This window comes from Gardnerella sp. C0684A1 (genome assembly GCF_055326835.1).
Genome location: NZ_JBLTSX010000002.1, coordinates 200,924 through 213,668, shown reverse-complemented (window position 1 = coordinate 213,668; position 12,745 = coordinate 200,924). Strand labels below are relative to the sequence as shown.

7 protein-coding genes and 1 riboswitch are annotated in these 12,745 nt (G+C 44.2%); of the genes, 6 read left to right on the top strand and 1 reads right to left on the bottom strand.

Annotated elements, in window-relative coordinates; genetic code table 11:
- Positions 1-33: 33 nt before the first annotated feature.
- The 5 genes from ftsH (at position 34) to ACNEUN_RS02585 (ending at position 7,976) form a co-directional block, all read left to right on the top strand.
- Positions 34-2,319, top strand: coding sequence for an ATP-dependent zinc metalloprotease FtsH (ftsH, locus tag ACNEUN_RS02605; RefSeq protein ID WP_463630626.1), 2,286 nt, complete (start codon positions 34-36; stop codon positions 2,317-2,319).
- 52 nt (positions 2,320-2,371) lie between these two features.
- Positions 2,372-3,595, top strand: coding sequence for a dihydroneopterin aldolase (locus tag ACNEUN_RS02600; RefSeq protein ID WP_463630624.1), 1,224 nt, complete (start codon positions 2,372-2,374; stop codon positions 3,593-3,595).
- A complete protein-coding gene (locus ACNEUN_RS02595; RefSeq protein WP_463630623.1) occupies positions 3,592-4,095 on the top strand; it encodes a DUF3180 domain-containing protein in 504 nt (167 codons plus the stop codon). The genes ACNEUN_RS02600 and ACNEUN_RS02595 overlap by 4 nt, the downstream gene beginning before the upstream one ends.
- Positions 4,096-4,399: 304 nt before the next feature.
- Complete coding sequence (gene ettA, locus ACNEUN_RS02590; protein ID WP_463630621.1) at positions 4,400-6,076, top strand: energy-dependent translational throttle protein EttA; 1,677 nt, start codon at positions 4,400-4,402, stop codon at positions 6,074-6,076.
- 1,057 nt (positions 6,077-7,133) lie between these two features.
- Positions 7,134-7,976: a hypothetical protein gene (locus ACNEUN_RS02585; RefSeq protein ID WP_463630619.1), complete on the top strand. Its 843-nt coding sequence runs from the start codon at positions 7,134-7,136 to the stop codon at positions 7,974-7,976.
- 1,075 nt (positions 7,977-9,051) lie between these two features.
- On the opposite strand, the gene thiM is transcribed toward ACNEUN_RS02585, so the two are convergent.
- Positions 9,052-10,662 carry a hydroxyethylthiazole kinase gene (gene thiM, locus ACNEUN_RS02580; RefSeq protein WP_463630617.1) on the bottom strand — a complete coding sequence of 537 codons (1,611 nt, stop codon included), beginning with the start codon at positions 10,660-10,662 and terminating at the stop codon, positions 9,052-9,054.
- Positions 10,650-10,742, bottom strand: a riboswitch (TPP riboswitch). (Overlaps the previous gene by 13 nt.)
- Before the next feature lie 116 nt (positions 10,743-10,858).
- Here thiM and ACNEUN_RS02575 point away from each other — a divergent pair.
- Positions 10,859-12,622, top strand: a complete 1,764-nt coding sequence (locus tag ACNEUN_RS02575) for a DEAD/DEAH box helicase (RefSeq protein ID WP_463630615.1) — start codon at positions 10,859-10,861, stop codon at positions 12,620-12,622.
- Positions 12,623-12,745: the final 123 nt, after the last annotated feature.

The following is a 12,745-nucleotide window of genomic DNA, read 5'->3' as shown; positions in this document are numbered from 1 at the left end:
CTGAATCAATACGCTCGAAAGGAGCCTGATTGCATGGGTGCTTCTCCTATGACACCTAATGGACCTATGACAGGCCCAATGGGTAATGGTGGCAATGGCGGTAATAATCCGTTTATTAACCCACTAAATCCGCGTAATGACGGCAAAAACGGTAAGAATAAAAACAATAAAAACAGTAAGAATAATCCTGACAAGAACGATAAAGACGGTAATTCTGGTAATAATCGTCGTTCTTTCTGGCGTTCTCCATGGACTTGGATTATTCTGCTGGTACTACTGTCTGTTGGTGCGTTCCAGATTTTTGCACACAATGGCTCTCAAACTATCGATACTCGTGACGGTATTGCGTTACTTCACACAAATAACGTAAATTATGCGGAAATAATCGATAATAAGCAGCTTGTTAAGTTAAGTCTTAACGATTCGTTTAAGAAGTTTGATAAGCGTGCTAACCAGCAGCGTGATTATGGTAAGGAAGTTCAGTTCTACTACACGATTGCACAAGGTAAGTCTATTGTGCAAACAGTTGAGGAAGCTAAGCCTTCTAACGGCTGGACTGCAAGCTTACAATCTTCTGGTATTTTCTCTTATTTGATTACTTCGCTTGTGCCTATTCTTTTCTTCTTAGGCATGATTTGGTTCATGTTTAGTCGTTTGGGCGGTGCCGGCGGAGGAATGCTCGGAATGGGCGGCGGCCGCGGCCGTGGAAAGCTTCTTGAAGGTCAGACTCCTAAAACTAAGTTTTCTGATGTTGCTGGAGAGCAGTCTGCTGTTGAAGAAGTCGAGGAGATTAAAGACTTTTTGAAGGATCCTTCGCGTTATAAGGCGTTGGGTGCTCGAATTCCTAGAGGTGTGTTGCTTTACGGCCCTCCAGGAACTGGTAAAACTCTTCTTGCGCGCGCAATTGCTGGTGAAGCTGGCGTGCCGTTCTACGCTATGGCTGGCTCTGATTTTGTGGAGATGTTCGTAGGCCTTGGTGCTTCTCGTGTTCGTGAGCTTTTTGATGAGGCTAAGAAGAACGCTCCTGCAATCATCTTTATCGATGAGATTGATGCAGTTGGTCGTCGCCGCGGCAGTGGAATGAATGGTGGCCACGATGAGCGTGAACAGACTCTTAATCAGTTGCTTGTTGAGATGGATGGCTTTGATAACGATACGAATTTGATTATTATCGCTGCAACTAACCGTCCAGATGTGCTTGATTCTGCGCTTTTGCGTCCTGGTCGTTTTGACCGTCAGGTGGCTGTAGAGGCTCCAGATTTGGAAGGACGAGAAGCAATTTTGAAGGTACACGCTAAAGGCAAGCCTTTTGTGCCTGATGTCGATCTTCATATGGTTGCTGTCCGTACTCCTGGTTTTACAGGTGCTGATTTAGCTAACGTGCTTAATGAGGCTGCTCTTCTTTGCGCACGTTCCGGTGCTCAGTACATTGATAATCGTGCTATAGATGAGGCAATTGATCGTGTTCAGGCAGGTCCTCGACGTAAGTCTAAGGGCATGGCTTTAGACGAGTTGCGTAATACTGCCTACCATGAGGGTGGTCATGCGCTTGTTGCTGCTGCTTTGCATAATACGGATCCTGTTACTAAGGTGACGATTTTGCCGCGAGGTCATGCGCTTGGTTACACTGCTGTGATGCCAACTACGGATCGCTATTCGCAGTCTCGTAACGAGTTGCTTGATCAGATGGCTTATGCTATGGGCGGTCGTACTGCTGAAGAAGTTGTGTTCCACGATCCTACAACCGGTGCTTCTAATGATATTGAAAAAGCAACTGCTATTGCTCGCAAGATGGTTTTGGAGTACGGTTTCTCTGCTAAGCTCGGTGCGATTAAGTGGACTAGTGCTGATGAGGATGATGGTTCGCTTGATTCTTTGCAGCCGCGTAAGTTCTCGAATCGTACTGCTGAAGTAATTGACGATGAGATTCATAAGCTTATCGAAACTGCTCACACTGAGGCGTGGGAGATTATTAGAAATAATCGTGATGTTCTCGATGAGCTTGTTCGCCAGTTACTTGCAAAGGAGACTTTGAACGAGAAGGAGCTTAAGGAGATTTTCAGTAAGATTCGTAAGGCTCCTGAACGTACGCTTTGGCTTTCTAACGATCTTCGACCAGATTCTGATATTCCTCCTGTAGAAATTCCTGAAAGTTTGAAACGTAACGTTGCAAACGGTGGTTCTGCTGTGAGTGATACTAAAGTTGGTGTCGTTGATTCGGGTGCAACTGCTGTAGCTGGCACTGCTCCTGCGGTTCCTGCTGTTGGTAGTGAAGCTGCAGCTGGCAGTGAGACTGCCGACGGTAGCAAGAATGCATAATCTAAATAGATTTGCTAAAAGGCTATAATATAAAGTGAATAGGGAAGTGAGTATGGATACCATTAGTTTGAAAGGAATTCGCCCTAATTGTGGCGAGATAACTGTTGGTTTCTATACTCACTTTCGTGTTGATGCCGTATTAAATTTGGATTTGCGAGCGGCTGTATCCGGTGACGATTCGCAGTCTGTTGATATACCGCAAGTTGCTAAACGTTTATCTAAAGTTTTGCAGTCTTGCGAAGGTGATGAGACTTTAGAGTCTAATCCTTCTCTGGTTTTGCAATTAGTTGCTGGACGTTTATTGAATGCCGCTATGCTTTCTTGGCAGATAAATTCAGCAGAGATTACTGTACGATCTAAATTAAATTGCGATGCAGCGTCTACTTTAGATGAAGTTTCAGTGACTTTGCGTCGCGTAGCAGACGAAGTAGGTAGCGCGTTCGAAGATCTTCCGAAGCTGCAATATTCTGAAAATTTGAGTAATTTTTCTGCAGATTTCGATAATGCTTATACTGCCAGTATTGCTGATACTGCTGTGAGTTTATGTTCTGAAGATTCTAAAAATCCTGATTTAAATAATCCAACTAAACTTCGCACTACCGCTGTAATTTCAATGCGAGGAGAAGCCAAAGACGACACTTGCCTCGCAATGCTTTACACTATTATGAATTTTGAGCAAAATCCGTTTTCTGACTCTTCTGTAGTCTCCTCGGAGCTTGTTAATTCAGAATTTGCAGATTTTCAATCAAACTATAAATCATGTTGCAAATCAGACTACAAAACAAACTGTAGCCAAGTTTCTAAACAGGGTTCTGAACAAAACTTAAAACAAAACTTAAAGCAAAACTCTAAATCTTTTATTTCGCAAGTGGAAGGCGTATCTCCTCTTTATTACGTAAGTAATCAAGATGGTGACGAGTATTCGTCAATTGTGATAATTTCTACAAGCAGTGATGAAAATTTGCTGCTTAATAAACTCTACAAAATTGAGTCTGAACCTGATTTTCCTTTGCATTTAAGCGTAGTCGGAACTCGTAACTATGGTGCTTCGTCTGATAGCACGCATACAGTTGATACTGAGAGTCTTACCGTGACATCTCAGGAATCGCGTGTTGCGCTTCTGCATCCTACAGCGGTTGAGCTAGAACCGTGGATGCATATTGAGTCGGATGCTTCCCTAGATGGCAGTCCACTCGCGTATCTATTAGCGTTTACTAAGGATTCGGGTCGTGTAGGCTTGTATTCAGAGCGTTGGATTATGGGGGATTGCAAATGAAAGCTTATCGCACTCCTTGGTGGTATTTTGTACTTGGAATAATGTTTGGCGTGTTGCTTGGTTCTTTCCTCGTATCTGTTACTGAATCAAGCACTGTATCTCTTCTCGGCGCTCCGTGGATTGTGATTATTGTCATGCTGCTTGCAGGTGTTGTGACGTTTGTTATGGCCTGGCAGACACACCAGTACACTACTTCTAAGCCTGAAGACAGAAAGCCTTTTAATCCGCAGCGCGCTGTTGCTGCTTTGATGCTGTCAAAATCGTTGGGAATGGCAGGGGCTATTTTAACTGGATGGTATGGCGGAGAAGTGTTTATGAGTTTGCCTCATAAAGATATTCCTCTTTATGCTGAAGTTATTCTTGAATGTTCTGTTGTAGGTGTTATTTGCCTTATAGATATGATTATCGGCATATTGGGAGAGTGGTTGTGCCAGATTCCTCCTGAAGATGGGGCAGAATCTGCTCGTAAGAAATCTAATCGTACTGCTGTAACCTGCTAGTTACTGAACGTAAGTTTTCGATAATAATTTTTTAATAAGCTGTAGTTTTCTGTAGTTTTCTGTAATAGTTGCGATTTAAAAAGTAATGTATTTGCCGCATGAGATAATATCCCACGGTACTTTTGTTGCTGTTGCTAGCGATTTCCTATTTATACTCTTGGTGCGCGTATAAATTCGTGCATTTTGGGTAAACGCATGAGTTAATGCAAGTTGTGGAGTGAGCTTTCATATAGTTTAGGTGATGCTTTTCGTAGAGCTACAGCAAACGCTGGAATTCCAACGTTTTTAAGGATGGTATGTTACTTTGGCTGAGTTTATATATCAGATGATTAAAGCGCGTAAGTCCTATGGGGATCGCGTAATTCTTGATGATGTTACTTTGAGCTTCCTTCCGGGTGCGAAGATTGGCGTTGTGGGCCCGAATGGTATGGGTAAATCCACACTGCTTAAGATTATGGCCGGTTTGGAAAACGTTACGAATGGTGAAGCTTCTCTTACTCCTGGCTATACGGTAGGTATTTTGCAGCAGGAGCCGCCTCTGGACGAAACTAAAACAGTTGGCGAAAACATCAAAATGGCTTTTGGTGAGATTGCGCAAAAAGTTGAGCGTTTTAACCAAATTGGCGAAGAAATGGCCAATCCGGATGCTGATTTTGATGCTTTGATGGAAGAAATGGGCAAACTGCAGACTGAAATTGATGCAGCAAACGGCTGGGATTTGGACTCTCAGCTTGAGCAGGCGATGGACGCTTTGCAATGCCCAGATCCTGATTCTCCTGTATCTGTGTGCTCGGGTGGTGAAAGGCGCCGAGTGGCATTGTGTAAGCTGCTTCTTGAAGCTCCAGATTTGTTGCTTTTAGATGAGCCTACTAACCATTTGGATGCAGAGTCTATTTTGTGGTTGGAACAGTTCTTGCATAAGTATGAGGGCGCTGTTATTGCCGTTACCCACGACCGTTACTTTATGGATAACGTGGCAGAATGGATTTGCGAAGTTGACCGAGGTCAGCTTTATCCATACAAGGGAAATTATTCTACTTACCTTGAAACCAAGGCAAAACGTATGGAAATCCAGGGCTTAAAGGATGCAAAGCTTGCTAAGCGTTTGAAGAATGAGCTTGATTGGGTTCGTAGCTCGCCTAAGGCACGTCAGGCTAAGAATAAGGCTCGTTTGGAACGTTACGATCAGATGGAGCAGGAAGCACGTAATTCTAAGAAGCTTGATTTCTCTGAAATTCAGATTCCAGCAGGTCCACGCTTGGGTTCGCAAGTTTTGGAAGCAAAGCATATTCACAAGGCTTTTGGCGACCGTGTGCTTATCGACGACTTGTCGTTTACTTTGCCTCGTAACGGTATTGTTGGCGTGATTGGTCCTAACGGCGTTGGTAAATCTACGCTGTTCAAGACGATTGTTGGTTTGGAGCCGCTTTCTGGTGGTGAGCTGATTGTTGGCGATACTGTGAAGATTTCTTACGTGGATCAGAATCGTGCAGGATTGGATCCTAATAAGAACCTGTGGGAAGCTGTTTCTGGTGGACTCGATTATATTGAGGTTGCTGGCGTTGAAATTCCTACGCGCGCGTATGTTGCAAGCTTTGGTTTTAAGGGATCGGATCAGCAGAAGCTTACCGGAGTGCTTTCTGGCGGTGAACGTAACCGTTTGAATTTGGCTTTGACACTTAAGCAGGGCGGAAACTTGCTGCTTCTCGATGAGCCTACTAACGATTTGGACGTTGAGACTTTGGAAAGCTTGGAAAACGCTCTGATTGAGTTCCCAGGCTGCGCAGTTGTGGTTTCGCACGATCGTTGGTTCTTGGATCGCGTTGCAACGCATATTCTTGCGTGGGAAGGCGACGATGAGAATCCTGCAAAATGGTATTGGTTCGAGGGTAACTTCCAAGCTTACGAAGAGAATAAGATCGCTCGCTTGGGTGAGGAAGCTGCTCGTCCGCATCGTTTGCACAGGAAGCTTACGCGCTAATTTTAAAGTTTAGCTTGTTTTGTTTATAGTTTATAAGCGGCAATTTTGTGTGATTATGTTACGCAGATTGCCGCTTTTTTATGTGTGCGTTTTGCTCCAATTGCGAGAGCTTCGTCTCGTATTTGGAGCGTGTCGGTCTGTGTTTTGCTCCATTTGTGAGAGATAGTTCTCGTAATTGGAGCTGTCTACCTTACTTTTCGCTCCAATCGTGAGAGCTTCATCTCGCATTTGGAGGGTTATTGTCTGTGTTTTGCTCCATTTGTGAGAGAGTGTTCTCGTGAATGGAGTTGTTGATTAGATTATTTGCTCCATTTGCGGGCGAGACGACCTGCTTGAGCGCTGCGATTTAGCGCGCGAAAGCAACTCGGAGCGGAAACTCGCTTAGGCTGGAAGTCCAGTGGACTTCCAACGCGAGTTTCGTAGCGAGCGCTTATGGCGCGAGCGTCATCTCGTGTTTGGAGGTTTATCGTCTGTGTTTTGCTCCAAACCCGAGAGCATCGTCTCGCATTTGGAGGGTTTGATTCGACTGAATACTCCAATCGCGAGAGCGCTGTCTCGTGTTTGGAGCATGTCGGTGCGTGTTTTGCTCCAATCGCGAGAGCTTCGTCTCGCTTTTGGAGGGTTTGATTCGACTGAATACTCCAAACGTGAGAGAGTTGTATAGCATTTGGAGGGGGTATCGGTGTGTCGCGCGAAAGTGGCGGTTTTGCAACGTTTTATGGAAGCTCGGGTGGGGTATGCGCGAGTTTTCTGAGAGTTTCCTGGGAAAAATCTTAAAATTTCTTAAAAACGTATTTTTTATAGTAAAAAACTACTTATAACAATACTTTTTACAGTATATAGTTGGATTATCGTATTTTCTTTAGCAGATTTTCGTATATTTTACTGTAGTGATGCTTATGTTGCCTCTTGACTTTTTCAAACGGGGGGGGGGGTATGTTAATTGCAGTTATCAAAAACAGGCAACTGAGTTTGGTGACTGTATAGAACTCAAGTTCTGTGCAAATTTATTCTGTCCGTCTCCTAGCGGACAGGAGAAGAAGAAAAGGATACTATTATGTTGAATAAGAAGGCTATCGCCGCATTCGCTGCTGGCGCCACCCTCCTCTCCGGTATGGCTTTCGCCGCTCCAGCTTTTGCTGATGAGACTCCTAAGTGCACTCCAGTTGCTGCTGACAAGCTTGCTGGGCTTAAGCAGGCTGTTACTGAAGCCAAGCGTAAGGCTGACAAGGCTGAGCGTCACCTCGCTGATGAAAAAGATAAGTACGCTGAAGGCACCGAAGCTTACAACACTGCTAAGGGTCTTGTAGATGCTTTCAAGCAGGCTGTTAAGAACTACAAGGAAGCCAAGAAGGCTGCTGATGAAGCTAAGGCCGATGCTGATAACAAGGGTGCCTTGACTGACGCTGCTAAGAAGGATGCTAAGGCTGTAAACGCTGCTGCTGCTGCTGTTAAGAAGGTTAAGAAGTTCGAGAATGATGCATATACTCCTATTAAGGAAGATGCCACTGCTGATGCTCCTGCTGACACCGCATTTGACGCAACTCTTAAGACCCTTGAAGTCACTAAGCATGATATTAGTGAAGCTAAGGTAGCTTTGGATGAAGCTAATGAAGCTTTGCAGGAGGCTAAGGATGCTCTTGCTAAGGCTCAGTGCACCCCAGCTCCAGCTCCACAGCCTGGTCCAAAGCCAGTTCAGCCAGGTTCTGTGAATGGTGCTGCCGCTGCTGGTGCTGCTGCTGATAAGAAGGCTGATAAGCAGGGTAAGATTACTGTTGAGAAGGGTAAGGGTAAGGCTGGTAAGAACCTTCCTAAGACCGGTGCTGCTATTGCTTTGACTGCTTTGGCTGCTTCTGTTCTTGCTGGTATGGGTGCTGCTGTCCGTAAGGTCCGCCACTAAGCAGATTCTAGCTTCGCGCGTGACTGTGTAACGTTTGAACGTGTGTTCTGGTTGCGCGCGTGGTTAGTGTTCTAATTTTCACTCAATAGTGTGTGGCGTGGTGTGTAGGGCTTCGCGCCATAGCATTCTTTCTTGCTGGTTTTTGTTTACTATTGTTTTGCTAATTTTCTTTCTTCGCAGTAGTAAGTGATGCTAGTTGGTGGGTTTGCTTGTTGAGTGTGTGCTTTCGGCTTGTTTAACTACTAGGGGTTTTACAAGCCGAAAGCTTTTTGTTTTTCTACTATCGTTTAAATGTTTCTCTTATTATGTGGCTGGGTTTTTAGGGAATGCTTGTTTATGGAAAGTATCGTAAGTCAGTATTACAAACGGTATTGTTTCAAATCTAGCTAACATAGTTCAAGAGCAACAGCAATTACTATTACGTCACAAACGTGCTTAATCGCTTAATTACAAATTTGTCTAAAACACATAATCATCCGATATTATCGACAAAACGCAAGCCGAAATTGTCGAAAACATATAATCGTTTGGTGAAATAAACAAAAATCAGTGTGATTTTGTCTAAAACACATAATCATTTGGTGAAATCGACAGAATGCGAGGTAAAACTGTCGAAAACATCAAATCAACCGATGTTATCGACATTTTCTATTAACTGCCAAAATTATTAATGCGCGCTCAAGCATGTCATTCATTGCTCCAATCGTGAGAGCATCATCTCGCTTTTGGAGTTGTTGATCAGATTATTTGCTCCAATTGCGAGAGAGTTGTCTCGCTTTTGGAGGGTTTACCATTGTCTACCGCTCCATTTGCGAGAGCACTGTCTCGTGTTTGGAGCGTGTCGGTGCGTGTTTTGCTCCAATTGCGAGAGAGTTGTCTCGCAATTGGATGGTTTATCTTCGTAATTTGCTCCAAACGTGAGAGCACTGTCTCGTGTTTGGAGGGTTTATAGTCGTTTTCTGCTCCAATTGTGAGAGGACTGTCTCGTGTTTGGAGTTGATTCTGTTGTGCTGCGCTCAAGCATGTCGTCGTGCCCGCATTTGTAGGATGTTGGTTTAATAAATCTGATCCAAAATCACCTTGTGATTACGCTTTTTAATTCCGCCGCGACTTCTCCCGGTTTCTCTGCGCACATAAGCGCTGACACAGTGCACACGCCGTCAAGTTCTAGTCCGCGTATAGGAAACACTGTATTCTCATGAATTCCGCCAATAGCAAGAGTTTTTACTCCAGCAGCGTGCGCAACTTTCGCAACTTCGTTTACGCCATCAACTCCAAGCGGAGGCACGTCGTGAGCCTTAGTGTGAGTAGTGAAAGCAGCGCCAATGCCAATCACATCTGGCAAAGGCATATCGCTTTCTTTGCACTCTCTGTACACTTTTTCCATCAAATCCGGGCGAGCACAAGAAAGCCCCATCATCCATTCTGCTGGAAGTGCTTTTCTTGCTTCAACAAACGGCGTATCTTTTTGACCTACGTGCAGATTGAATCCAAGTTTTGCTGCACACTCAACATGATCATCTATAAAAATTGGTACGTCTCCATGCCCTGCGTTTATTAAAGTTTCGCGCATTTTAAGAGCTTTTTTAGATATGACATCATCGTCAGAATATTTGTCTCTTAATTGAACTACCGTTACGCCGCCTTCGATTGATTCTAACGCAACTTCTTCTTCGGTACGATTGCCCATTCTAGGGTCTGTTACTAAGTAAAGTGTCCAATCTACTGGTTCTACTGTGAAATCTATGCTTGTAAGATTTAATATTTCATCTGCGCTTAGTTTCGAAAGTGCGTCAATCCAAAGTGTGCGGAAAGTTCCAGGATTGATTTCCGCGTTTCCTTTCGCATTGATTCCAGCATTGATTCCAGCATTTTCTGAGCACGCGTAGCTTCCTGCTGCTGCAGCGTGCGCGTGAGCCGCTACTGTAGCAGCAAGTGGACAAGATGGGTTTGTACCAACGTATGCTGCTACAAGAGCCCCTAGAGCGCATCCTGTTCCTACTACTTTTTGCATTATTTCAGAGCCGCCTGAAACGCGCGCAAGGCATCCGTGAGCATATATTGCGTCTTGTTCTCCAGAAATTGCTACTACACTGCCGTGTTGTTTTGCTAATTTCCTGGCTGCTGGTAGTGCAGAATTTACGCTGTCTAGTGAGTCGACTCCGCGCATATCTCCCTTTTCGCCAGCTAAAGCTAAAATTTCCGCAGCGTTTGCGCGAATAACAGTAGGATTTTCTGTAATAATATTTTTTACGAAATTAATTCTTGAAGTAAGCGCTCCTAATCCAACTCCGACAGGATCTAAAACCCACGGCGTACCAGACTTTTTGCAGCCGCGTATTGCAGCGTTAATAGAAGTATCTGTGTAATTTTTTCTAAATGTTCCAACATTAACCAGTACTCCTGAAGCAATTTGCGCAAGTTGCTCTGTTTCTTCAGGATCGCACACCATAATAGGCGTTGCTCCGGCAGCGAGTAGAACATTAGAAGTAAGTTCTTGAACTATGTTATTCGTAACGCAGTGTGTAAGCGGTTTGGCAGAGCGCATGCGTTCTATGCAATTTTTCACGTCTTCTATGAACATGCGCTTGCGTGCTTTTGAAGAAAAATCTCTATCGAAATTTGTTATGGAATTGCCGCTAGATTGCGAATTTTTTGAAGTATTTCCTATGTTCAACGTTTCCATGATTTTCCCTTCGCTAGTACTACCTAGATCAGGTTTAACGGGTATAATCTCAGCGACCTAGCGCACCCCGAACCGCGTTACGACTATACCGTTTGAGCGCGACTGCTTGTGCGGGGCGTGTGTTAGGCTCAGTTAGTTCGTGACTTTGTAGAAATTACGCGTAGTCAAATATAAAAGTAATTTACGAAAGGCTATTGTGCCGCATACTCATAATGCTGCGTCCGCCAAAAAGCGCGGAGCTAAGAATGTTAGGAATGCTAAGAATTCTAAGAATGTTAATAATAGTAAGAATTCTAAGAATATTAAAAATTCTAGGGATTCTAAGAATAACAAGGATTCTAAGAATCTTAAGCACTTCGGTAAGTTTGGGAAGTTTAGTAAGGATTCTAAAGCAAGGAATGTTGAAAAAGCTGGCGAATTCGGGAAGATAAGTAAAACTAAAAAATCCTATAAAAATAAAAATAAAGATAAAGAATCTCATTCTATTCGTGACTCTCGTGAGTTTCGTGAGTTTCGTGACTCTAGAAGCTTTAACGAGTTAGAAAAAAAGCAGATTTCACAAAACGAGATTGTTATACCAGATTCTGCAATAGAATCGCGCGAAAACTACAGTGATGATGTTACGTTTGCGCAACTCGGTGTTCCGGAGCCGTTAGTAGAAGTGTTACGCGCTGACGGTAAAACTACCGCATTCCCAATTCAGCAAGCGACTCTTCCAGACTCTTTGCGTGGAGCAAATATTTTAGGCCGTGGCCGTACAGGAAGTGGTAAAACTCTCGCATTTGCTATTCCTTTAGTAGCTCGTTTAGCAGATAGTTTTGTTGATTTGATTCACTCTGGTAAAAACAGGCGCGATAGGGTAGATGATGCTGTTCCTGCTCCACATGCCATGATTTTGGCTCCAACGCGAGAGCTTGTACATCAGATTGATGATGTTATTGCTCCTCTTGCTGCAGCTTACGGTATGCGCACTGTGACTGTATATGGTGGAGTGAGCTACAGGCGTCAAATTTCTCAGCTTAAGCAGGGTGCGCAAATTGTATTGGCTTGCCCTGGACGTTTGGAGGATTTGTTACGTCAGGGTGCGTTGACTCTTGAAAAAGTTGCAGTTAGTGTGCTTGATGAGGCAGATGAGATGGCTGATATGGGCTTTTTGCCTGCTGTTACGCGTCTTCTTGAGCAAGTTCAGCCTGATGGTCAGCGCATGCTGTTTTCTGCGACACTTGACAAGCAGGTTTCTACGCTTGTAAATCGTTTCCTTCCGAATGCTGTTGTTCATGCTGTTGATGATGCAGATTCGCAAGTTGATACAATGACTCATCATATTTTCGCAGTATCTTCTGGAGATAAGTATGAGGTATTGCGAAAGCTTGCTTCTGGAAAGAAACGCGCAATATTCTTTACTCGCACAAAGTTCCAGGCAAAGAATATGGCTAAGAAATTAATTCAGCAGGGTATTCCTGCGGTTGATTTGCAGGGTAATTTGTCGCAGAATCAGCGCGATCGTCATTTGTCTGTTTTCGCGGAAGGCTTAGTACGAGTGCTTGTTGCTACAGATGTTGCCGCGCGTGGCATTGATATTAGTGATGTTGCGCTTGTAGTGCAGACTGAGCCGCCTGAAGATCCTAAGTCTTTCTTGCATCGTTCTGGGCGTACAGCTCGCGCTGGTGAGGAAGGCGATGTTGTGACTCTTGTGCTTCCGAATCAGAAGCGTGCTGCTCATATGATGCTTCGTCGTGCAGGAATTAATGCTAAAACTGAGGATGTGAATCCAGCTTCACCTGTTTTGGATGAGATTGTTGGGGAAGTAGCTGAATTGCAGGAAAACTGGAGTATGCCAGAGCCAGAGCAGCCAAAGCGCAGAGGTAGAGGAAGAAGCAGAGGACACGGTAGAGGAAGAGGGCACAATGATGGTCGCGGCAGCAGTCGCGGCAATGGTCACAGGCGTGATCGCAGCTAATCTACGTAAACGATGTAACTTGTCTTAGTGGCTTTGTTCTAGATTTGTTAGATTTGTATCATTCGTGATGCAAATCTAACGTTTTTTGCCTGTTTTCGGTTATATTTGCATCATTGATGAGAC

Bases quoted from the DNA above. Each gene is read 5' to 3' on its own strand.
- ACNEUN_RS02585 (WP_463630619.1), top strand. From the start codon at position 7,134: ATGTTGAATAAGAAGGCTATCGCCGCATTCGCTGCTGGCGCCACCCTC.
- ACNEUN_RS02600 (WP_463630624.1), top strand. From the start codon at position 2,372: ATGGATACCATTAGTTTGAAAGGAATTCGCCCTAATTGTGGCGAGATA.
- ACNEUN_RS02595 (WP_463630623.1), top strand. From the start codon at position 3,592: ATGAAAGCTTATCGCACTCCTTGGTGGTATTTTGTACTTGGAATAATG.
- ftsH (WP_463630626.1), top strand. From the start codon at position 34: ATGGGTGCTTCTCCTATGACACCTAATGGACCTATGACAGGCCCAATG.
- thiM (WP_463630617.1), bottom strand. From the start codon at position 10,662: ATGGAAACGTTGAACATAGGAAATACTTCAAAAAATTCGCAATCTAGC.